Consider the following 21,213-nt stretch of genomic DNA (forward strand, 5'->3'; position numbering starts at 1 on the left):
GGATAGGGGGGCGGCGTCGGCGAGATCGCCCGGACCAGGTAGCGATCGCCTGAAGGCTCATCCGGGGGATGAGCCTTTTCCTTGGGCTGAGCCTCAGGCCAGTTCCAGCCAGATCGGGGCGTGATCGGAGGGCTTCTCCATGCCGCGCAGGTCGTAGTCGATGCCGGCGTCCTTGAAGCGCGACTGCAGCACCCGGCTGGCCAGGATCACATCGATGCGCAGGCCGCGCTTGGGGTTGTCCTCGAAGCCACGGCTGCGGTAGTCGAACCAGCTGAAGCGGTCGTTCACCTCCGGATTCAGGGCCCGGAAGCTGTCGACCAGGCCCCAGTTCTTCAAGGTAGCCAGCCATTCGCGCTCTTCCGGCAGGAAGCTGCACTTGCCGGTCTTCAGCCAGCGCTTGCGGTTTTCCTCGCCAATGCCGATGTCGCAGTCCTCCGGCGAGATATTGATGTCGCCCATCACCACCAGGGCCTGCTCGGGCTTGAAGCTGTTCTCCAGCAGCGACTGGAGATCGGCGTAGAAGCGCTGCTTGGCCGGGAACTTGGTCGGATGCTCGCGGTTCTCGCCTTGCGGGAAGTAACCGTTCATCACGGTGATCGGGTTGCCCTGGGCGTCGCTGAAGGTGCCCCAGATGAAGCGCCGCTGGGATTCCTCGCCGTCGCTCGGGAAGCCGCGATGCAGTTCCAGGGGCGCCTGGCGGGAGAGCAGGGCGACGCCGTAGTGGCCTTTCTGCCCGTGGTAGTGGACGTGGTAGCCGAGCGCCTCGATCTCGGCCTGGGGAAACTGGTCGTCGGCGACCTTGGTTTCCTGCAGCCCGATCACGTCGGGCTGGTGCCGCTCGATCAGCGCCGCCAACTGGTGCGGCCGGGCGCGCAGACCGTTGATATTGAAAGAGACGATTTTCATGGTGGGCGTCCTGGCAAAAACAGGAATGCTAGCCCAGCCGGGGGATGCCTGGCGACCCTGGAGGCGCTGTGCTAGTGTCCGCCGGGTACCCGATGGCTGTGTGGCTTGGCGCCTTGCCGGCCCTGTGGTCTGCCGCGGACGGGGATGGCCAGGCCATCCGCTCGACCAATCGCCGTGGCGAAGCGTGCGTGTCGCTGCGCCGGCGGCCGACAAGGAATGCGTTCCATGCCTGATCAGGTCACCGATGTCCGTCTGCTCGACGACGGCTATAGCCGCGAAGTCCGCTCGCTTTTCTACCACGCCTACCGCCACGAACCGACCTTCGCCTACCTGATGGATGCGCAGCGCGCCGGCTACGACCAGCGCGTGCGTGCCTGCGTCCGGGAGATGGTCGAGCGCCATCTGGGCGAAGAGTTGCCGGCCATCGGCCTGTTCATCGACGATCGGCTGGTCGCGGCGGCCCTGATCACGCCGCCGCAGCGGCGCCTGGATATCACCGAGAGCTGGAGCTGGCGCCTGCGCATGCTGTTCAGCGTCGGCCTGGCCGCGACCCGGCGCTACCTGGATTACCACCGGGCGGTGCAGGCCTGCCTGCCGGTCGGCCCCCACCACCAGTTGCCGATGCTCGGCGTGCATCCCGAGTACCAGGGCAGGCAGATCGGCGAGCAGTTGCTGGCGGCCGTGCAGCGCTGGTGCGCCGAGGACTCCGCTTCGCAGGGGCTGGTCCTGGATACCGGCAATGCGCGCTACCTGGACTTCTACCAGCGGCACGGCTACCGCGAGATCGGCGAGGTGACGCTGGGAGCGGTGCGCGAGCACGTCCTCCTGCATCCTGGCGAGACGCCGGCGGCGACCTGAGCGTTCCCCCGGACGCGCGAGAAAAGCCATGCCTGTCAGGCGCTTGGCGTCATAAAACCCGAATGTCAGGAGGTGGTCGGCGGCGTCCGCGCAAATCTGGACGCGCGCCACCCGCCTGCGTAGCATCCGCGCCATGAGACTGACTCAAGGATTGTTCCGGTTCCCGCTGGCCGGGCTGCTGTGCCTGAGTACGGCCGCCTTCGCGGAGAGCCAGCTTAGCGTGCGCGTCACCCCCGCCAATGCCGCCCTGAAGGCCAATATCGAGGCCTATGTGGGTAGCCTCGGCGAGCGGGACGAGGCGGCGTTGCAACGTTTCCGCCGCAATGCCGAGGCACAGGCGGAAAAGGCGGCCCAGGCGCTCGGCTACTTCCAGGCGCAGATCGACAGCGAGGTGAAGGACGGCAAGCCGCCGAAGCTCACGCTCAAGGTAGTGCCCGGCGAGCCCGTGCGCCTGCGCCAGGTGAATATCCAGGTGCTCGGCGAGGCCGCCAGCCTGGAGAGCTTCCGCTTGCCGTCGGGCAAGCAGCTGAAACCGGGCGCGAAGCTGAACCAGGGCGTCTACGAGGACGCCAAGCGGCTGATCCAGAACCAGGCCTCGCGCTACGGCTTCTTCCAGGGCCGCTTCAGCACCCAGCGCCTGAGCATCGATCCGCGCGCCGGCATCGCCGACATCGACTTGGTCTACGACAGCGGCCAGCGCTACACCTTCGGCAAGGTGAGCTTCGACGGCGACTCGATCATCGAGGAAGAACTGTTGCGCCGCATGGTGCCGTTCAAGGCCGGCCAACCCTATGACTCCGAACTGATCGCCGAACTCAACCAGAACCTGCAATCCAGCGGCTACTTCGAGGGCGTGCGGGTCGACGCCGCGCCGACCCAGGCGCAGGCCGACGGCGCGCGCCAGGCGATCCCGGTAGCGGTCCGGCTGGAGGCGCGCAAGCCCCGGACCATGGGCGTCGGCCTCGGTTTCTCGACCGACGTCGGGGCGCGCGCGAGGTTCAACTGGACCCGCCATTGGGTGAATGCCGAAGGACATAGCCTGGGATTCGAGTCGGAAATCTCCGCACCACGGCAGAACGTCGGCGCCTGGTACGAGATTCCCCTCGATCCGCCGCTCACCGACAAGCTGCGCTTCACCAGCGGCTACCAGTTCGAAGACCTGGTCGACACCGAGAGCAAGTTGCTGACCCTTGGCGGCGAATGGCACAGCAAGCAGCCCGATGGCTGGCAGCGGGTGGTTTCGCTGAACTGGATGCGCGAGGAGTACAAGCTGGGCGACGACTCCGGGCTGAGCAGCTTCCTGATGCCGGGGATCGGCTACTCGCTGCTGGAGACCGACAACAAGGTCGACCCCAGCCATGGCTACCGCCTGCAGTTCAACGTCAAGGGGGCGAAGGAAGGCCTGCTGGCCGACGCCGACGTCCTCCATGTCGACGCCATGGCCAAGGGCCTGACCAGCTTCGCCGGCGGCCATCGCCTGCTCGGCCGCCTGCAGGTAGGCGGAATCGCCACCAACGACTACAAGTCGATCCCGCCCTCGCTGCGCTTCTTCGCTGGCGGCGACCAGAGCGTGCGTGGCTACGACTACCGGACGCTGTCGCCGGAGAATTCCGATGGCGACAAGATCGGCGGCCGCTACATGATTGCCGGCAGCGTCGAGTATCAATATCCGCTGGCCGAGCGCTGGCGCCTGGCGACCTTCGTCGACCAGGGCAACGCCTTCAACTCGCTGGACTTCCCGTCGATCAAGACCGGGGTCGGCTTCGGCGTGCGCTGGGTCTCGCCGGTCGGCCCGTTGCGCCTCGACTTGGCCCATGCGCTCGACGACGACGGCGGTTTCCGCCTGCACTTCTCCATGGGGCCAGAACTGTGAAGGCGCTGAAGATCACCTTGCTGGCCATAGTCGGGCTGCTCCTCGCGCTGCTCCTGGGACTCGCTGCGCTGCTCGGCACCCAGGCCGGCAGCGCCTGGCTGCTCGGCCGCGTGCCGGGCCTGCAGGTCAGCGGCTTCGAGGGTCGCCTCGGTGGCGCCTGGCAGGCACAGCGGCTGTCCTGGGCGCAGGACGGTACGCAACTGGTCGTCGAGCGGCCTGAACTGCGCTGGTCGCCGGCCTGCCTGGCGGGGCTGCGCCTGTGCCTGCAGCGGGTGGCCGCCGAACGGATCGCGCTGGACCTGCCGCCGAGCGGCGACAGCGCCGACAGCGGGCCGATCAGCCTGCCGACGCTGAAACTGCCGCTGAGCATCGAACTCGGAGAAGTGGCGGTCGGCAGCTTCCTGCTCGACGGCAACCAGCAGGTCGCCGAACTCAAGCTGGCGGCCCATTGGCTGGCCGACGGCCTGCACATCGACTCGCTGACGGCGCGGGGCTTCGGCCTGGACCTGGCGCTCCAGGGGCGCTTGCAGCCGAGCGGCGACTGGCCCTTGCAGGCCGAAGCCACGCTCGGCCTGCCCGCTCCCGAAGGCAAGCCGTGGAAGCTGGCCGTCCAGGTCGGCGGTGAACTGCAGCAGGCGCTGACCCTGAAAGGCCGCAGCAGCGGTTACCTGGACGGCAGCCTGGAAGGACAGTTGCAGGCGCTGGCGGAAAACCTGCCGGCACGATTGCTGATCCGCGCCGACGGTTTCAAGGGGGCGGCCGGACTACCGGACACCTTGACCCTGAATGCCATCCAGCTCGATGCCGGCGGCGATCTCAAGAGCGGTTACCTGATCCGCGGCGGCGCCAGCCTGCCGGGCGAGGGTGGGGCGGTGGCGTTGAGCCTGGACGGGCGGGTCGACGCCCAGGGCGCGGATATCCGCCAACTGCGCCTGGACGCTGGCGGCGAGCAGCGCCTGGAGCTGGTCGGACGCCTGGACTGGCGCGAAAGCCTGGCCGCCGACGCGACCCTGGACTGGAAGGATTTCCCCTGGCTGCGCCTGTATCCGCTGGCGGAGCCGCCGCCGGTGACGCTGAAGACCTTCAAGGCGGAAGTGCATTACCAGGACCAGCGCTACCTGGGCAATTTCAGCGCGGCGGCGAGCGGTCCGGCGGGCGACTTCACGCTGGCCAGCCCGGTGTCCGGCGACCTCGTCCAGCTCAACCTGCCGTCGCTGCAGCTCCGCGCCGGGCAAGGCCAGGCCGAGGGGCGGGTGACGTTGCGTTTCGACAATGGCGTGGCTTGGGATACCGCCCTGCAGCTCAGCGAACTGAACCCGGCTTACTGGGTCGCCGAGCTGCCGGGTTCACTGGCCGGTCCCTTGCGTAGCCAGGGAAGTGTTCGCGACGAGCGGCTGGCGTTGGGCGTGGATCTCGACGTCAAGGGCCGCCTGCGCGGCCAGCCGGCGCTATTCCAGGCGCGCGCCGAAGGCGAGGGGCAGCGCTGGACGCTGGGCAACCTCGACCTGCGCCTGGGGGATAACAAGGTTCAGGGCAGCGGGGCGCTCGACCAGCGCCTGCAAGGCCGCCTGGACATCGCCCTGAACCGTCTCGGCCAGCTTTGGCCGCAACTCTTCGGTCGCCTCGACGGACGCCTCGACCTGGCTGGCAGCCTCGCGGCGCCGCAAGGCAGGCTGAACCTCAAGGGACAGCAGATCGCCTACGCCGAGCAGCGCATCGCCGGCCTCGACCTGCAGGCGAACCTCGATGCCCGGCAGAATGGCACCCTGGCGCTGGTCGCTTCCGGCCTGCGCAGCGGCGAAACCGATCTCGGCCTGTTCAAGGCCAATGCCCGCGGCGACCAACGCCGCCAGCAACTGGAACTGGACCTGCAAGGTGCCTTGCTCAAGCTCGGCCTGGCCTTCGACGGGCAACTGGAGCGCGGCAACTGGCGCGGTCGCCTGGCGCGCGGCGAGTTGAGCAGTGGCGGCCAGGACTGGAAGCTACAGCAGCCGGCGCGCCTGGAGCGGTTGGCCGACGGCAGGGTCAATTTCGGCGCACATTGCTGGGTATCCGGCGCCGCCAGCCTCTGCGGCGGCGAGCAGCGCCTGCTGCCCGAGCCGCGGCTGCGCTACACCCTGCGCGACTTCCCGCTGGACAGCCTGAAGCAATGGTTTCCCGAGGACTTCGCCTGGCAGGGCAAGCTGAACGGCGACCTGCAACTGGACGTTCCGGCCCGCGGCCCGAGCGGCGTGGTCAGCCTGGACGCCGGCAGCGGTACGCTGCGCCTGCGCGACCAGGGCCAGTGGGTCGACGTCGGCTACGACAGCCTGCGCCTGGAGAGCCGGCTGGCGCCCAACCGCGTCGATACCTCCCTCGACTTCCGCGGACCGAAGCTCGGCGAGCTGCGGGTGCAGGCGCAGATCGACCCGCGCCCGGCGAGCAAGCCGCTGAGCGGCGAGTTCAGCCTGGCCGGCCTCGACCTGTCGCTGGCGCGCCCGTTCGTGCCGATGGTGGAGAAACTGCAAGGCAGGCTGAACGGCAGCGGCCGGCTGTCCGGCGGCCTGCTGGCGCCGCGGGTCGACGGACGGGTGACGCTGAGCGACGGCAACATCGGCGGCGGCGAGCTGCCGACCAGCTTCGAGAACCTTTCCCTCGACGCTCGCATCGCTGGCGAAAGCCTGGAACTCGGCGGCGGCTGGCGCAGCGGCAGGTACGGCCAGGGCAGCCTGTCCGGCAACCTGAGCTGGGGCGAGGCGCTGAACGTCGCCCTGAACATCCGTGGCAACCGCCTGCCGGTGGTGGTCGATCCCTATGCGCAACTGGAGGTTGAACCGGACCTGAAGATCGGCATGGCCGGCCAGGAGCTGGCGATCTCCGGCAAGGTCCTGGTGCCGCGTGGCGACATCACCATCCGCCAGTTGCCGCCATCCACGGTCAAGGTCTCCGACGACGCGGTGATCGTCGGCTCCGAGCAGCCCGAGCAGCAGCCGCTGAAGATGAAGATGGACATCGATGTCGAGGTCGGCCAGGACAAGCTGGCGTTCTCCGGCTTCGGCCTCAGCGCCGAACTGGCCGGCCACCTGCACATCGGCGACAACCTGGATACCCGCGGCGAGCTGAACCTGAACAAGGGCCGCTATCGTGCCTACGGCCAGCGCCTGACGATCCGTAGGGCGCGGCTGTTCTTCGCCGGACCGATCGACCAGCCGTACCTGGATATCGAGGCGATCCGCCGGGTCGACGACGTGGTCGCCGGCCTGCGCCTGACCGGCAGCGCCGAGCAGCCGACCAGCGCGGTATTCTCCGAGCCGGCGATGAGCCAGGAGCAGGCGCTGTCCTACCTGGTGCTGGGGCGACCGATGAGCACCGGCGAAGACAGCAACATGCTCGGCGAGGCGGCCCTGGCCCTGGGCCTGGCGGGTAGCGCACCGCTCACCGGGGAAATCGCCAAGCAGCTCGGCATCCAGGACTTCCAGCTGGACACCGAGGGCACCGGCAACAGCACCAGCGTGGTCGCCAGCGGGAATATCACCGACAAGCTCAGCCTGCGCTATGGTGTTGGAGTGTTCGAACCGGCAAATACCATCGCCTTGCGCTACCAGTTGACCAAACGCCTCTATCTCGAAGCGGCGAGCGGCCTGGCCAGTTCGCTGGACCTGTTCTTCAAGCGCGATTTCTGACGGATGCGCTGATACGGACCATGCGTAACGCATAAAAGTGTGTCACTTTTAGCGGCGCATCGACGTCGTAGAATGGAGCGGGCGCCGACCGCCAGGTCGGTGCCCGAAGCAACTCGGCACAAGGACTGGCTGACATGATTTCCGTCTATCAACTCAAACCGCGCTTTCAGAATCTTCTTCGTCCCGGCGTGCAGCGCCTCTACCGGCGCGGCATCACTGCCAACCAGGTGACCCTGGCGGCCTGCCTGCTGTCGCTGCTGGTCGGCGCGCTGGTCGCCGGTTTCGCCAGCCATCTCTGGCTGTTCGCCCTCGTTCCGCTGTGGATGTTCCTGCGCATGGCGCTGAACGCGGTGGACGGCATGCTCGCCCGCGAGTTCGGCCAGAAATCCGACCTGGGCGCCTACCTCAACGAACTCACCGACGTGATCGCCGACAGCGGCCTGTACCTGCCGTTCGCCCTGTTGCCGGGAGTCAATCCGCTGTGGGTGGTGCTGGTGGTGCTGCTGGCGGTGATCAGCGAATATGCCGGTGCGCTGGGCACCATGGTCGGCGCTTCGCGCCGCTACGACGGCCCGATGGGCAAGAGCGACCGGGCGCTGTGTTTCGGCGTGATCGGCGCCGGGGTGGCCAGCGGCCTGTTGCCGCTGGCCTGGATCGACTGGCTGATGTTGCTGATCGCGGCCCTGCTGCTGCTGACCATCGGCAACCGTGTGCGCCAGGGCCTGGCCGAGCTGGCCGCGAGTCGGCGGGGCCGCGACGACCAGGCCTGAGCGGGAATGGGCGAACGCCATGGAGGTGGGCGCCCGCAGGAAGCAACCCCGCCGGGTTCCCGGCCGGGGCAACGACATAGGGACATCACATGCGCGACGTACAGGAACTGCGTTTCACCACCCACGACGGGGTAGAGCTCTTCTACCGCCACTGGCCGGCCAGCCGCCCGGCGCCGGACGGCACGCGCCAGGCGGTGCTGCTGTTCCACCGCGGCCATGAGCACTCCGGGCGGATCGCCCACCTGGTCGACGAACTCGACCTGCCGGAACACGACTTCTTCGCCTGGGACGCCCGTGGCCACGGCCTCTCGCCAGGCGCCCGCGGCGACAGCCCGAGCTTTGCCACCAGCGTGCGCGACGTACAGACCTTCGTCGACCATATCCAGGCCGTCCACGGTATCGCCGAAGAGCGGATGGCGGTGGTGGCGCAGAGCGTCGGCGCGGTGCTGGTTTCCACCTGGGCCCACGACTACGCGCCGAAGGTGCGCGCACTGGTGCTGGCTTCGCCGGCGTTCCAGGTCAAGCTCTACGTGCCGTTCGCCCGCAGCGGGCTGAAACTGATGCGCCTGTGGCGCGGCAATTTCTTCGTCAACAGCTATGTCAAGGCACGCTTCCTCAGTCACGACCCGCAGCGGATCGCCTCCTACGACAGCGACCCGCTGATCGCCAAGGCGATCTCGGTGAACGTCCTGCTCGGCCTCTACGAAGCTGCCGAGCGGGTGGTAGCGGACGCACAGGCGATTCAGATTCCCACCCAACTACTGATTTCCGGGGCCGACTTCGTCGTCCATCGTGCGCCGCAGGAGCGCTTCTTCGAGCGTCTCGGCAGCCTGCGCAAGGAAAAGCACATCCTGCCCGGCTTCTTCCACGACACCCTTGGCGAGCGCGATCGTCACCTGGCCGTCGGCCGTGCCCGGCGCTTCCTCCTCGAGGCATTCGCCACGGCACCTGAACGACCGAGCCTGCTCGATGCCGACCGCCTGGGCCATACCTGCGCCGAGGCCGAGGCGCTGGCCGCGCCGTTGCCGAAGAACTCGCCGCGCGATCTCTACTGGCGCGCCACCCGTGCCGGGCTGCGCCTGGGCAGCCTGTGGTCGGACGGGGTCAAGCTGGGCTTCGACACCGGCTTCGATTCCGGCAGCACCCTCGACTATGTCTACCGCAACCAGCCCAGCGGCAGCGGCCCGCTGGGTCGCCTGATCGACCGCAACTACCTGGACTCCATCGGCTGGCGCGGCATCCGCCAGCGCAAGCTGCACGCCGAGGAGCTGCTGCGCCTGGCCATGCAGCGGTTGCGCGAGGAGCAGCGCGAGGTGCGCATCGTCGACATCGCCGCCGGCCACGGCCGCTACATCCTCGAAGCCCTGCAAGGCGTCGAGCCGCTGCCGGAAAGCATCCTCCTGCGCGACTACAGCGAGATCAACGTGCGTGACGGCAGCGCCCTGATCGAAAGCAAGGGCCTCGCCGGCATCGCCCGCTTCGTCAAGGGCGATGCCTTCGATCGCGCCGACCTGGCGGCGCTGCAACCGAAGCCGAGCCTCGGGGTGGTTTCCGGGCTCTACGAGCTGTTCGCCGACAACCGCATGGTCGGCGACTCCCTCGCCGGCCTCGGCGAGGCGTTGGAGGAGGGCGGCTACCTGGTCTACACCGGACAGCCCTGGCACCCGCAGCTGGAACTGATCGCCCGCGCGCTGACCAGCCACCGCCAGGGCCAGGCCTGGGTGATGCGGCGCCGGACCCAGGCGGAAATGGACCAGCTGGTGGCCGCCGCCGGCTTCCGCAAGATCACCCAGCGGGTCGACCAGTGGGGCATCTTCAGCGTATCGCTGGCGCAGAAGGTCGCCCGCTGATGGCGCCGCGCGAGCCGGGGGTACTGAAACGGGCGGTGCTCTGGCTGCTGTTCCTCGGCCCGTTCTTCTTCGCCAGCTATGGCCTGGCCAACTGGTTGACCAGCCAGCGCGGCGACGTCGGCAGCCTGGTCTTCGACTGGGAACGCGGGATGCCGCTGTGGCCCTGGACCATCCTGCCGTACTGGTCGATCGACCTGCTCTACGGCCTGTCGCTGTTGTTGCCGCGGGACAAGCGCGAGCTGGACACCCACTGCCTGCGCCTGCTCAGCGCCCAGGTGCTGTCGGTGACCTGCTTCCTGCTGTTCCCCCTGCGCTTCACCTTCGAACGGCCGGAACTGGGCGGCGTGTTCGGCTGGCTGTTCGACGTGCTGATGGGGTTCGACAAACCGTACAACCAGGCACCGTCGCTGCACATCGCCCTGCTGGTAGTGCTCTGGGTCTGCTACGCGCGCTACGCCAGCGGCGCCTGGCGCTGGCTGCTGCATGGCTGGTTCGCGCTGATCGGGCTGTCGGTGCTGACCACCTGGCAGCACCATTTCATCGACGTGCCCACCGGCGCGCTGGCCGGTTGGCTGTGCGTCTGGCTGTGGCCGCAGGCGCAGCCCGCGCCGTTCGCCCGCGCCAGTCTGAGCCGCGACCGGCAACGGCGGCGGCTGGCCGCTCGCTACGGCCTCGGCGCGCTGGCCTGCGCCGCCGTCGCCTTTGCCGTCGGCGGTGCGGCGTTGTGGCTGTGCTGGCCGGCGCTGGCGCTGGCGCTGGTGGCGCTGAACTACCTGCTGTTCGGCGCCGCCGGCTTCCAGAAGGGCAGCACTGGCCGCCTGAGCGCCGCCGCGCGCTGGCTGCTGGCGCCATATCTGCTTGCCGCGCGGATCAACGCCTGGCTCTGGACCCGTCGCCGGCCGCAGCCGGACGAGGTGCTGCCGGGCCTCTGGCTGGGGCGCCTGCCGTCGTCCGCGGAACTGGCCGACGGCCGCTTCCGCGCATTGCTCGACGCTACCGCCGAACTTTCCTGCAAGCCGCAGGGGCTGGCCTATCGCAGCCTGCCGTTGCTCGACCTGGTCGCGCCGGACGTCGAGGACTGCCGGCGCGCCGCGGTGCTGATCGACGAACTGCTGGCGCAAGGGCCGCTGCTGGTGGCCTGTGCCCTGGGCTATTCGCGCAGCGCCACGCTGGTCGCCGCCTGGCTGCTGCTCAGCGGCCGCGCGGCGGACGTCGAGTCGGCCGTGGCCGTGTTACGTCGGGCGCGACCGCAAGTGCTGCTGGGCGAGGCCCAGCGGCGGACCCTCGCGGCGCTGAGCGGGAGCGTGCCGGAGCCATCGGCGGAACTGGGCGAGGTGCGCCATGCCTGAGCAAACCCTGGCCCTGGTGGCGGCCCTGCTGCGCCGTGGCCGCGAGCTTGACCGGCTGTCCGCCGCACTGACCCTGCTGGCCATCGGGCTGGGCCTGTACCAGGCCGTGCAGGGCATCGGCTGGCGCTATTTCGCTGCGGCGATGCTGGCGATCGCCATGCTCGGCCTGTGGCAGAAGTACTGGGCGCTGCGAGTGGCCCTGGACGCCGAACTGTTCGAACGTTTCAGCCACGTCGGCGACAGGCTGGAAGCGCAGACCCAAGACCTGGACCGGGCCCTGGCCGATCTCGGCCTGGCCCGCGCGGACGCCGCAGGGCGCACCTGGCACCAGCGCAGCCGCGGCGCCCTGCGCCTGCTACGCTGGCAGGCGCTGGCCTGTGGCGCCCAGTTCCTGCTGGCCTTGTCGTGCCTGTTGTCGGTCCCTCTATTCAACGCTCAAACCTGAAGAGTCTTCCCATGCTCGAATCAGTCGTCGCCTATGGCATCATCGCCGGCGCCCGCGCCATCACCGGCTTGCGCAGCCTCTGGCTGGGCACCACGCCGATCCCCAAGCAACGCATCTATTACGCCAACCACAGCAGCCATGGCGACTTCGTCCTGCTCTGGGCCTCGTTGCCGCCGGAGGTGCGGCGGCGTACCCGGCCGGTGGCGGGCGCCGACTACTGGAACAAGGCCGGCCTGCGCAGCTACGTGATCAACAAGGTGTTCAACGGCGTGCTGGTCGACCGCCAGCGCAGCGAGGCCAATGCCAATCCGCTCGAACCCCTCGACCGCGCCCTGGACGGCGGCGATTCGCTGATCATCTTCCCCGAGGGCACCCGCAACCTGGACGACGAGGTCAAGCTGTTGCCATTCAAGAGCGGTATCTACCACCTGTCCCTGGCCCACCCGGACGTCGAGCTGGTGCCGGTCTGGCTGGCCAACCTCAACCGGGTCATGCCCAAGGGCCGCATGCTGCCGTTGCCGCTGCTCTGCACCCTGAGCTTCGGCAAGCCGCTGGTCGCCACGGCGGAAGAAGGCAAGGAGGCGTTCCTCGAACGAGCGCGCATGGCCCTGCTGGACCTGGCGCCGGAAGAGGAGGCCTGAGATGAACGAACAGACCTGGATGCTCTTCGGCGGGATCGGCGCGCTGCTGCTGCTCGCCTCGCTGGTCGGCTTCGTCCTCAAGTGGCGCGCCGGTCCCGGCCCGAACGCGGTGATCGACAACCTGAACGCGCGGATCAACGCCTGGTGGGCGATGGTCCTGGTGATCGGTTTCGCCTTCTGGCTTGGCCAGGCGGCGGTAATCCTGCTGTTCTATGGCGTGTCGTTCTACGCCCTGCGCGAGTTCATCACCCTCACCCCGACCCGGCGCAGCGACTACCCGGCGCTGGTGGCGGCGTTCTACTTCGTGCTGCCGATGCAGTACCTGCTGATCTACATCGACTGGTACAGCATGTTCTCGATCTTCATCCCGGTGTACGTGTTCCTGCTGTTGCCGATCCTCGCCTCGCTGGGCGGCGACACCAAGCACTTCCTCGAGCGCGCCTCGAAAGTGCAGTGGGGCCTGATGCTGGCGGTGTTCTGTATCTCCTTCGTGCCGGCGCTGCTGACCCTCGACATCCCCGGCTTCGAGGGGCGCAACCTGCTGCTGATCGCCTACCTGGTGATCGTCGTGCAGCTCTCCGACGTGATGCAGTACATCTGCGGCAAGCTGTTCGGCAAGCGCAAGATCGCTCCCAACCTGTCGCCGTCGAAGACCGTCGAAGGCTTCGTCGGCGGCATCGCCCTGGCCACCGCCATCGGCGCCTCGCTGTGGTGGATCACCCCGTTCAACCTCTGGCAGGCGGCGTTGATCGCGCTGCTGATCAACCTGCTGGGCTTCTTCGGCGGCCTGGTGATGTCGGCGATCAAGCGCGACCGTGGGGTCAAGGACTGGGGGCACATGATCGAAGGTCACGGTGGCATGCTCGACCGCCTGGACTCGGTGTGCTTCGCCGCGCCGATCTTCTTCCACGTGGTGCGCTACTGGTGGACGCCCTGAGGTTCGCCTGGCGCCGAGGGGAGCGGGGCGGTTGCCGATGGCGGCCGCCCCGTCGTCGTTTTCCCGCCGTGTAGGCAGCCAGGAAATTGCGAGCGATAGAGACCCGTAGGGCGGATACNAGGCGGTATCCGCCGAAACCCCGGATAAGCGGCGGATAACCGCAAGCGGTGATTCGCCCTACAACCAGGCTCCGGCATACGGGGACGTGACTGCAGCTTCACTGTCTCAGAGATTGACCAGGCGCATGCCTTCCTCGCTATAGCGACTGCCGGCGACCGCCTCGGCGGGGAAGATCGCATCCAGCTCGGCCAGTTCCGCCGCGCTCAGGCGCAATTCCGTCGCGGCGACGTTCTCCTCCAGGTAGCGCCGCTGCTTGGTGCCGGGAATCGGGATCAGGTCATCGCCCTGCGCCAGCACCCAGGCCAGCGCCAGTTGCGAGGGTTTCACGCCCTTGGCTGCGGCCAGTTCGCCGACCTTGTCCACCAGCTTCAGGTTCTTCGCGAAGTTCTCGCCCTGGAAGCGCGGGCTGAAACGACGGTAGTCGTCGGCGGCGAAGTCTTCCGGGCGCTTCAGGGTGCCGGTAAGGAAACCTCGGCCCAGCGGGCTGTAGGGGACGAAGGCGATGCCCAGGCGACGGCAGGCGGCGAGCACCCCGGTGTCCTCCGGATCGCGGGTCCACAGCGAGTACTCGCTCTGCAACGCGCTGATCGGGTGCACCCGGTGGGCACGCTCGAGGGTTTCCGCCGAGGCTTCGCTGAGACCGATGTGGCGGATCTTGCCGGCCTTCACCAGGTCGGCGAGGGCGCCGACGCTGTCCTCGATGGGTACCTGCGGGTCCATGCGGTGCTGATAGTACAGGTCCAGGCGGTCGGTACCGAGGCGCTTCAGGCTGCCTTCGATGGCGCGGCGGATGTACGCCGGGCTGCCGTCGACGCCGCGCGCCCGGGGATTGGCAGGGTCGCGGACGATGCCGAACTTGCTGGCCAGGAACACCTGCTCGCGTTTGCCGCGCAGGGCCTCGCCGAGCAGTTCCTCGTTACTGTGCGGGCCGTACATGTCGGCGGTATCGAAGAAGTTCAGCCCGAGTTCCACGGCGCGATGCAGGGTGGCGATGGCCTCCTGGCGGTCGCCGCCGGTGGTGTAGAAGTCGGTCATGCCCATGCAGCCGAGGCCGATGGCGGAGACGGAAGGGCCGTTGTGGCCGAGTTGACGGGTTTTCATGTGTCGAGCCTCGCGGGAGGGAAGGAAAACGTCGTCATTCTTCGCTCTGCATTGGTCTGGATAAAGCCCATAATTACGGTTTTACCATTCGTATTTTCCAAATAATCGAGGGTGTCCGATGGATCGTTTCCAGGCCATGCAGGCCTTCACCCGCATCGTCGAGCTGGGCGCCTTCGGCAAGGCCGCGGACAGCCTGGAGCTGCCGCGCGCCAGCGTGACCCAGGCGATCCAGCAACTGGAGGCGCACCTTGGCGTGCAGTTGCTGCAGCGCACCACCCGCCAGGTCAGCCTGACCCTCGACGGGCAGGCCTACTACGAGCGTTGCGTGCGCCTGCTGGCGGACCTGGAGGAGGCGGAAAGCTGCTTTCCACGCGTCCTGAACAACCCGCGCGGGCGCTTGCGGGTCGACCTGCCGGGCGCACTGGGGCGGATGCGGGTGATTCCGTTCCTGCCGGAGTTCTGCGAGCGCTACCCGGAACTGGAGCTGCAGTTGAGCAGCAACGATCGCCTGGTCGACCTGCTGCGCGAGGGTGCGGACTGCGTGCTGCGGGTCGGCGAGCTGCACGATTCCAGCCTGGTCGGCCGGCACCTGGCCGACCTGCCGCAGGTGACCTGCGCCAGCGCCGCCTACCTGGAGCGTCATGGCCATCCGCGGCAGCTCGCCGAGCTCGGCGGGCACCTCGCGGTGAACTACCAGTCGCCTTCCAGCGGGCGTACCTTCGACTTCGAGTTCAGCGTCGACGGGCGCCTGCGCACGTTGCCGATGCGCAGCCGGGTCAGCGTCAACAACGCCGATGCCTACGTCGCCGCCTGCCGGGCCGGGCTCGGGCTGATCCAGGCGCCGCACTATCACGTCGCCGCCGGCCTGGCCGACGGTAGCCTCCGACAAGTGCTCGGAGAATGGTTGCCGCCATCGCTGCCGCTGCATGCCGTGTATCCCTCGCAGCGCCAGTTGTCGCCGCGGGTGAGGGTGTTCGTCGACTGGCTGGTGGAACTGTTCGGTCGCCAGGCGGCCGGCGAGACGCAATGAGACGCAGGCTTTCCGGGCGAAGATTTTTCTCGATTTCGCCGAGAGAACCTCGTTAGGATCGGCAGCCTAGGCCTGTCGAGCAGGGATGTTCGTCCGAGTTCCGGATGCCCGCTGCCGCCAGGCCGCATTCATTCGAACAAGAATAAGGATCGCTGATGGAAAGCTTGCAGAAGTGGGTGGTCGACCTGAACGGCGTGGTCTGGGGGCCGTTGATGCTGGTGCTGATTCTCGGCACCGGCCTGTACCTGATGCTGGGGTTGAAGTTCATGCCCCTGGTGCGCCTGGGAGTCGGCTTTCGCCTGCTCTGGCAGGGGCGTAGCAAGGATGACGAGAGCAGCGGCGAGATCAGCCCGTTCCAGGCGCTGATGACCTGCCTGGCGGCCACCGTCGGTACCGGCAACATCGCCGGGGTGGCCACGGCGATCTTCCTCGGCGGCCCGGGCGCGCTGTTCTGGATGTGGTGCACCGCGCTGGTGGGAATGGCCACCAAGTTCTCCGAAGTGGTGCTGGCGGTGCACTACCGCGAGAAGGATGAGCGCAACGAACACGTCGGCGGTCCGATGTATGCCATCAAGAACGGTCTGGGCAAGCGCTGGGCCTGGCTCGGCGCGGCCTTCGCGTTGTTCGGCGGGCTCGCCGGCTTCGGTATCGGCAACATGGTCCAGGTCAACAGCATGGCCGATGCCCTGGAGGTTTCCTTCGGCGTGCCCGACTGGGTCACCGGGGTCGCCACCATGCTCGTCACCGGGCTGGTGATCCTTGGCGGCATCCGCCGTATCGGCAAGGTCGCCGAAGCCCTGGTGCCCTTCATGTGCGTCGGCTACATCGTCGCCTCGGTGATCGTCCTGGTGGTCCATGCCGAGGCGATTCCCGGCGCGTTCCAACTGATCTTCACCCACGCCTTCACGCCGATCGCCGCCACCGGCGGCTTCGCCGGCGCAGCGGTGATGGCGGCAATCCGTTTCGGTGTCGCACGCGGGATCTTCTCCAACGAGGCCGGCCTCGGCACCGCCGGCATCGCCCAGGCCGCCGGCACGACCCATAGCGCGGTGCGTTCGGGCCTGATCGGTATGCTCGGCACCTTCATCGATACCCTGATCATCTGCAGCCTGACCGGCCTGGCGATCATCACCTCGGGCGTCTGGACCAGCGGCGCCAGCGGCGCGGCGCTGTCCTCGGCGGCGTTCGAGGCGGCGATGCCGGGCGTCGGCCACTACATCCTGTCGCTGGCCCTGGTGGTGTTCGCCTATACCACCATCCTCGGCTGGAGCTACTACGGCGAGCGCTGCTGGGAGTACCTGGCGGGCACCCGGGCGATCCTGCCGTTCCGGATCGTCTGGACCCTGGCGATTCCGTTCGGCGCCATGACCCAGCTGGACTTCGCCTGGCTGGTGGCGGATACCCTCAACGCGCTGATGGCGATTCCCAACCTGATCGCCTTGCTGCTGCTGAGTCCGGTGGTGTTCCGCCTGACCCGGGAGTATTTCGCCAAGGCCAGGAGTTGAGCCTCGGGGGACGGCGACGCTCAAACCCGAGGTTTTCGCTCGGGTAAAGCGTGCTAGCATCGTCGCCGGCCCCGAATGCTTCCGCCGCCGGCCACAGGGCCGGCGGCTTCTCACTGACTAGAAGGATCAACGCAATGGCTCAAGTGACTCTCAAGGGCAACCCGGTCAACGTCGATGGCCAGCTCCCGCAGAAAGGCGCCCAGGCTCCGGCCTTCAGCCTGGTCGGCGGCGACCTCGCCGACGTGACCCTGGAAAACTTCGCCGGCAAGCGCAAGGTGCTGAACATCTTCCCCAGCGTCGACACCCCGACCTGCGCCACCTCGGTGCGCAAGTTCAACGTCGAGGCCGGCAAGCTGGCCAACACCGTGGTGCTGTGCATCTCCGCCGACCTGCCGTTCGCGCAGAAGCGCTTCTGCGGCGCCGAAGGCCTGGAGAACGTAGTCAACCTGTCGACCCTGCGCGGTCGCGAGTTCCTCGAGAACTATGGCGTGGCCATCGCCAGCGGCCCGCTGGCCGGCCTGGCCGCGCGCGCCGTGGTGGTGCTCGACGAGCAGAACAAGGTGCTGCACAGCGAACTGGTCGGCGAAATCGCCGACGAGCCGAACTACGCGGCGGCCCTGGCGGCTCTCTGAGCCCCACGGCCAACCCGCTTCGTCCCATGACCGTCAGCCAGGCTGGCTGGTAACGGGCGAACCCGAATCCCTTGGCTGCTCGCCTCGGGCCATGAGCAGGGCGGATAATCGCAGCGCGGTCATCCGCCCTGCGTCGCAGAGACGCAGCGCTAGCGCATGGCGACCTGGTGGCGCCGGCTGACGCTGGCGAAGGCGCTCCGGAACGCCTGCATCTCTTCCTCGCTGCCTACCGTCACGCGGACCCAGTTGGGCCAGGAGGCCCACGGGCGGCCGACGTGCACCCGCTGTTTCTCCAGTTCGGCGATGACCAGCTCGGCGGGACGGCGCATATCCACCATGAAACAGTTGGACTGTGAGGCGGTGCAGCGGAAGCCCTGCTGGCGCAGCCAGGCGATGGTGCGCTCGCGGACCTCTGCGTTCTGCTGCTTGCGCCGTGGCACCAGATCGTCGTCACGCAGGCTTTCCAGCCCGGCGTGGGCGGTTGGCGAGGGCACCACGTTGTGGCCGCCGAAGCGCTCCAGCCGCGCCAGCAGCTGCGGATGCCCGATGGCCAGGCCGAGCCGGGCGCCGGCCATCCCGTAGAGTTTCGAGAAGGTACGCAGGACCAGCACATCCTGGCGCTGGACGGCCAGGCCGACGACGCTGGGCGCGTCGGAAAAATGGATATACGCCTCGTCGACCAGCACCACGCTGCGCTCGGGCTTGCGTTCGATCGCCCTGACGATCCGCTCGTGCGGGGTGAGGGTGCCGGTCGGGTTGTTCGGGTTGCAGATATAGATCAGCCCGGCGTCGCGTTGCGCGGCGGCGAGCATGCGCTCGATGTCGTGGGCCGCCTCGGCGTCCAGCGGCACGGCAGCGACCTTCGCCCCCTGGGCCTGGGCGGCGCCAACCACGGAGTCGTAGGAGGGATCGGCTGCGGATTCCACACCATCCGGCCACCCAGTCCACGCTCATCTGGCCAGGCATTCCACGGCCATCTGGCCACCTGTTCCACGGCCATCCGGCCGGGCAGTCGGAGCGCAGCGACGCAGGGGTGGCATTGTTAGTCTGAGGTGCCCGGCGTCGTCAATTTCTGCGTCCGTTTGCGCATTGATTCACCCTTCAGATTGATCCGATAAGCGTTGTGCACCAGGCGGTCGAGGATGGCGTCGGCCAGGGTCGGGTCGCCGATCAGCTCGTGCCAGTTGTCCACCGGCATCTGGCTGGTGACGATGGTCGAGCGCTGGCCGTAGCGGTCGTCCAGTAGCTCCAGCATGTCGCGCCGCTGTTCGGCGGTGAACGGGGCCAGGCCCCAGTCGTCGAGGATCAGCAGGTCGGTCTTGGCGTAGCTGCTCATCAGCTTGGCGAAGCGGCCGTCGCCATGGGCCAGACCCAGTTCTTCCAGCAAACGTGGCAGGCGCAGGTAGCGCACGCTGTAGCCCTCCCGGCAGGCCTGGTGGGCCAGGGCACAGGCCAGCCAGGTTTTACCGACACCGGTGGGGCCGCCGATGATCAGGTTGAGGCCGTCGCGCAGCCACTGGCCACTGCTCAGTTGCAGGATCAGCGCCTTATCCAGTCCGCGCGGGCTGCGGTAGTCGATGTCTTCGAGGCAGGCGTTGTGCTTGAGCCGGGCCTGGCGCAGGCGGCTGCTCAGGCGCTTGTCATCGCGTTCGGTCAGCTCGCGGTCGACCAGCAGGCCGAGGCGTTCTTCGAAGCTCAGGCTGTCGATGTCCGGGGTTTTCAGTTGTTCATTCAGCGCCTTGAGCATGCCGTGCAGGCGCAGGGTTTGCAGCTTGTCCAGGGTCGGATGGGGCAGCATGGTGGGATTCCTTGGGGTCAGTGGTAGTAGGCGGATCCGCGCAGGTTGGCGTGGTCGTCCGGCAGCAGCGGCAGGTTGGTTTGAGCTAGCGGCAGGTTTTCCAGCCCCTGGCGCAGGATCGATTCGAGGCTCTTGTAGCTGCACGTGCCGAGGCTGATGGCGCGACGGCAGGCCAACTCCAGACGCGCCTCACCGTGGGTTTTACCCAGGCGCAGGATGCCCAGGCAGGCCCGGTAGCCCTGCTGCGGATGGATGCGCCGTTCGAGGATGTGCCGGATCACGCCGGCGGTGTTCGGCCCGGTCTGCTCGGCCCAGCGGATCAGCCGTTGCGGCGTCCACTCGGCATGCTCGCGATGGCTCTTGGGCATGTGCTCGGCCTGCGTGCTGTGCCTGCCCTTGTGCATTGAGCGCAGGTGGCTGGCCACTCGCTGGTTGGCGTGGAAAAACTCGACGGTGCGCGCCGTCAGGCGCACCTCCAGCTGCTTCTTCACCAGTTGATACGGCACCGAGTAGTAATGCCCATCGACCTCGACGTGGTAGTCGATGTGCACCCGCGCCTTCTTCCACTCGGCGTAGACGTAGGGTTGCTCCGGCAGGGGGCGCAGCGCCGGACGATCCAGGCTGTCGAAGGCCGACTGCCGGGAGCCCGGCAGCTTCTTGAACGGGCGTTGGTTGAGCCGCTCCAGCAGCCCGGCGATGGCCGTGTTGAGTTCATCCAGGGAGAAGAACTGCCGATTCCTCAGTGCGGCGAGGATCCAACGCTCGACCACCTGCACGCCGACTTCGGCCTTGGCCTTGTCGCGCGGTTTGCGTGCCCGCGCCGGCACCACCGCCACGCCATAGTGCTCGGCCAGATCGCGGTAGCTGGGGTTGATGTCCGGCTCGTAGCGGTGACTCTTGCTCACCGCGCTGCGCAGGTTGTCCGGCACCACGATCTCCGGCACGCCGCCGAGGAAGGCGAAGCAGCGGGCATGGGAGCCTAGCCAGTCCGGCAGCTGCTGCGACCAGGTGGCTTCGGCGAAGGTGTAGCTGGACGCGCCGAGCACCGCGACGAACACCTGCGCCTGGCGGATCTCGCCGCTGTGGCGATCGATAACCGGCACCGTCTGGCCGGCATAGTCGACGAACAGCTTCTCGCCGACGCGGTGCTCCTGACGCATCACCACGTCCAACTTGCCCTGCCAGGCTCGGTAGTGCTCACAGAACCAGCTGTACTGAAAGCCCTGAGGCTGGCTCAGGCGGTACTCCTGCCAGAGCAGCGCCAGGGTCACCCCGGGGCGGCGCAGTTCGGCATGCACCCATGCCCAATCGGGTAAAGGCCGCTTCTCACTGGCAACCGCCGGGGCCGGCGGGAACAGTTGCTGCTCCAACTCGGCATCGGACAACGAACAGGGCCAACTGAGACCGCTGGCGGCAAAACGATTGAGGTAGTCGCCGACGGTGACACGACCGACCTGCACGCTGACCGCAATCTGGCGAGCCGATAGTCCGACCTCGAACTTGAGACGTAGTACTTCGCGAATCTTACGCATGGATAAACGCTCCACGACGACCTCTCTGCTTCGAAAAAGAGGTCGATGGTAGTGAAGAAATCCTGCGTTACTGCCTGCCCGGTTGAGTGGCCGGATGGCCGTGGAATCAGTGGCCGGATGCGCGTGGAATGGGTGGCCGGATCACCGTGGAATCGGTGGTCAGATGCTCATGGAATGGGTGGCCAGATGACCGTGGAATCCGCA

General features: G+C 67.7%; 16 protein-coding genes and 1 pseudogene. 12 read left to right on the top strand and 5 right to left on the bottom strand.

Going from position 1 to position 21,213, the window contains the following annotated elements; all coding sequences use genetic code 11:
- Nucleotides 1-93 precede the first annotated feature (93 nt).
- The gene (xthA, locus tag ACTJJX_RS27110; protein WP_003104469.1) at nucleotides 94-906 is read right to left on the bottom strand and encodes an exodeoxyribonuclease III; all 813 of its coding nucleotides are present in this window, start codon (nucleotides 904-906) and stop codon (nucleotides 94-96) included.
- Between the two features lie 144 nt (nucleotides 907-1,050).
- Here xthA and ACTJJX_RS27115 point away from each other — a divergent pair, with 144 nt between their 5' ends.
- From ACTJJX_RS27115 to ACTJJX_RS27155, 9 genes are all read left to right on the top strand, one after another.
- Nucleotides 1,051-1,764 carry a GNAT family N-acetyltransferase gene (locus ACTJJX_RS27115; protein WP_003139068.1) on the top strand — a complete coding sequence of 238 codons (714 nt, stop codon included), beginning with the start codon at nucleotides 1,051-1,053 and terminating at the stop codon, nucleotides 1,762-1,764.
- Nucleotides 1,765-1,897: 133 nt separating this feature from the next.
- Entirely contained in the window at nucleotides 1,898-3,637 is a 1,740-nt protein-coding gene (locus ACTJJX_RS27120) for an autotransporter assembly complex protein TamA (protein ID WP_003122638.1), read from the top strand.
- Nucleotides 3,634-7,299, top strand: coding sequence for a translocation/assembly module TamB domain-containing protein (locus ACTJJX_RS27125; RefSeq protein ID WP_016852823.1), 3,666 nt, complete (start codon nucleotides 3,634-3,636; stop codon nucleotides 7,297-7,299). Before ACTJJX_RS27120 ends, ACTJJX_RS27125 begins: the two co-directional genes overlap by 4 nt.
- Before the next feature lie 134 nt (nucleotides 7,300-7,433).
- Nucleotides 7,434-8,069 carry a CDP-alcohol phosphatidyltransferase family protein gene (locus tag ACTJJX_RS27130; RefSeq protein ID WP_016852824.1) on the top strand — a complete coding sequence of 212 codons (636 nt, stop codon included), beginning with the start codon at nucleotides 7,434-7,436 and terminating at the stop codon, nucleotides 8,067-8,069.
- Nucleotides 8,070-8,158: 89 nt separating this feature from the next.
- Nucleotides 8,159-9,919 (top strand): bifunctional alpha/beta hydrolase/class I SAM-dependent methyltransferase, encoded by a 1,761-nt coding sequence (locus ACTJJX_RS27135; RefSeq protein ID WP_004349997.1) that lies wholly within the window; start codon nucleotides 8,159-8,161, stop codon nucleotides 9,917-9,919.
- Nucleotides 9,919-11,268 (top strand): phosphatase PAP2/dual specificity phosphatase family protein, encoded by a 1,350-nt coding sequence (locus ACTJJX_RS27140; RefSeq protein WP_016852825.1) that lies wholly within the window; start codon nucleotides 9,919-9,921, stop codon nucleotides 11,266-11,268. The genes ACTJJX_RS27135 and ACTJJX_RS27140 overlap by 1 nt, the downstream gene beginning before the upstream one ends.
- The gene (locus tag ACTJJX_RS27145) at nucleotides 11,261-11,713 is read left to right on the top strand and encodes a hypothetical protein (RefSeq protein ID WP_016852826.1); all 453 of its coding nucleotides are present in this window, start codon (nucleotides 11,261-11,263) and stop codon (nucleotides 11,711-11,713) included. The genes ACTJJX_RS27140 and ACTJJX_RS27145 overlap by 8 nt, the downstream gene beginning before the upstream one ends.
- 11 nt (nucleotides 11,714-11,724) lie before the next feature.
- Nucleotides 11,725-12,354, top strand: coding sequence for a lysophospholipid acyltransferase family protein (locus tag ACTJJX_RS27150; RefSeq protein ID WP_003113327.1), 630 nt, complete (start codon nucleotides 11,725-11,727; stop codon nucleotides 12,352-12,354).
- A gap of 1 nt (nucleotide 12,355) precedes the next feature.
- Nucleotides 12,356-13,291 carry a phosphatidate cytidylyltransferase gene (locus ACTJJX_RS27155; RefSeq protein ID WP_003089962.1) on the top strand — a complete coding sequence of 312 codons (936 nt, stop codon included), beginning with the start codon at nucleotides 12,356-12,358 and terminating at the stop codon, nucleotides 13,289-13,291.
- Nucleotides 13,292-13,516: 225 nt separating this feature from the next.
- Here ACTJJX_RS27155 and ACTJJX_RS27160 read toward each other — a convergent pair whose 3' ends face one another.
- A complete protein-coding gene (locus ACTJJX_RS27160) occupies nucleotides 13,517-14,512 on the bottom strand; it encodes an aldo/keto reductase (protein ID WP_003113326.1) in 996 nt (331 codons plus the stop codon).
- A 118-nt stretch (nucleotides 14,513-14,630) separates the two neighbouring features.
- Between ACTJJX_RS27160 and ACTJJX_RS27165 the strand changes: the two genes are divergently transcribed.
- From ACTJJX_RS27165 to tpx, 3 genes are all read left to right on the top strand, one after another.
- Nucleotides 14,631-15,542 (top strand): LysR family transcriptional regulator, encoded by a 912-nt coding sequence (locus tag ACTJJX_RS27165; RefSeq protein ID WP_003120066.1) that lies wholly within the window; start codon nucleotides 14,631-14,633, stop codon nucleotides 15,540-15,542.
- A 155-nt stretch (nucleotides 15,543-15,697) separates the two neighbouring features.
- Complete coding sequence (locus ACTJJX_RS27170) at nucleotides 15,698-17,047, top strand: alanine/glycine:cation symporter family protein (RefSeq protein WP_003113324.1); 1,350 nt, start codon at nucleotides 15,698-15,700, stop codon at nucleotides 17,045-17,047.
- Nucleotides 17,048-17,181: 134 nt separating this feature from the next.
- Entirely contained in the window at nucleotides 17,182-17,679 is a 498-nt protein-coding gene (tpx, locus tag ACTJJX_RS27175; RefSeq protein WP_003089950.1) for a thiol peroxidase, read from the top strand.
- Nucleotides 17,680-17,828: 149 nt separating this feature from the next.
- Here tpx and ACTJJX_RS27180 read toward each other — a convergent pair.
- The 3 genes and pseudogenes from ACTJJX_RS27180 to istA form a co-directional block, all read right to left on the bottom strand.
- A pseudogene (locus ACTJJX_RS27180) lies at nucleotides 17,829-18,599 on the bottom strand (aminotransferase class I/II-fold pyridoxal phosphate-dependent enzyme); the annotation flags it as partial.
- Between the two features lie 122 nt (nucleotides 18,600-18,721).
- Nucleotides 18,722-19,477 (bottom strand): IS21-like element ISPpu7 family helper ATPase IstB, encoded by a 756-nt coding sequence (gene istB, locus ACTJJX_RS27185; RefSeq protein WP_045107743.1) that lies wholly within the window; start codon nucleotides 19,475-19,477, stop codon nucleotides 18,722-18,724.
- A gap of 17 nt (nucleotides 19,478-19,494) precedes the next feature.
- The gene (gene istA / locus ACTJJX_RS27190; RefSeq protein WP_146537839.1) at nucleotides 19,495-21,009 is read right to left on the bottom strand and encodes an IS21 family transposase; all 1,515 of its coding nucleotides are present in this window, start codon (nucleotides 21,007-21,009) and stop codon (nucleotides 19,495-19,497) included.
- Nucleotides 21,010-21,213: the final 204 nt, after the last annotated feature.

Source organism: Pseudomonas sp. 22490 (assembly GCF_052044465.1).
In the GTDB taxonomy this organism is placed as follows: domain Bacteria; phylum Pseudomonadota; class Gammaproteobacteria; order Pseudomonadales; family Pseudomonadaceae; genus Pseudomonas; species Pseudomonas aeruginosa.

Coding starts and splice junctions, on each gene's coding strand:
- tpx (WP_003089950.1), top strand. CDS start 17,182: ATGGCTCAAGTGACTCTCAAGGGCAACCCGGTCAACGTCGATGGCCAG.
- ACTJJX_RS27160 (WP_003113326.1), bottom strand. CDS start 14,512: ATGAAAACCCGTCAACTCGGCCACAACGGCCCTTCCGTCTCCGCCATC.
- ACTJJX_RS27140 (WP_016852825.1), top strand. CDS start 9,919: ATGGCGCCGCGCGAGCCGGGGGTACTGAAACGGGCGGTGCTCTGGCTG.
- xthA (WP_003104469.1), bottom strand. CDS start 906: ATGAAAATCGTCTCTTTCAATATCAACGGTCTGCGCGCCCGGCCGCAC.
- ACTJJX_RS27155 (WP_003089962.1), top strand. CDS start 12,356: ATGAACGAACAGACCTGGATGCTCTTCGGCGGGATCGGCGCGCTGCTG.
- ACTJJX_RS27115 (WP_003139068.1), top strand. CDS start 1,051: ATGGCCAGGCCATCCGCTCGACCAATCGCCGTGGCGAAGCGTGCGTGT.
- ACTJJX_RS27145 (WP_016852826.1), top strand. CDS start 11,261: ATGCCTGAGCAAACCCTGGCCCTGGTGGCGGCCCTGCTGCGCCGTGGC.
- ACTJJX_RS27170 (WP_003113324.1), top strand. CDS start 15,698: ATGGAAAGCTTGCAGAAGTGGGTGGTCGACCTGAACGGCGTGGTCTGG.
- istB (WP_045107743.1), bottom strand. CDS start 19,477: ATGCTGCCCCATCCGACCCTGGACAAGCTGCAAACCCTGCGCCTGCAC.
- ACTJJX_RS27135 (WP_004349997.1), top strand. CDS start 8,159: ATGCGCGACGTACAGGAACTGCGTTTCACCACCCACGACGGGGTAGAG.
- ACTJJX_RS27165 (WP_003120066.1), top strand. CDS start 14,631: ATGGATCGTTTCCAGGCCATGCAGGCCTTCACCCGCATCGTCGAGCTG.
- ACTJJX_RS27120 (WP_003122638.1), top strand. CDS start 1,898: ATGAGACTGACTCAAGGATTGTTCCGGTTCCCGCTGGCCGGGCTGCTG.
- istA (WP_146537839.1), bottom strand. CDS start 21,009: ATGCGTAAGATTCGCGAAGTACTACGTCTCAAGTTCGAGGTCGGACTA.
- ACTJJX_RS27130 (WP_016852824.1), top strand. CDS start 7,434: ATGATTTCCGTCTATCAACTCAAACCGCGCTTTCAGAATCTTCTTCGT.
- ACTJJX_RS27150 (WP_003113327.1), top strand. CDS start 11,725: ATGCTCGAATCAGTCGTCGCCTATGGCATCATCGCCGGCGCCCGCGCC.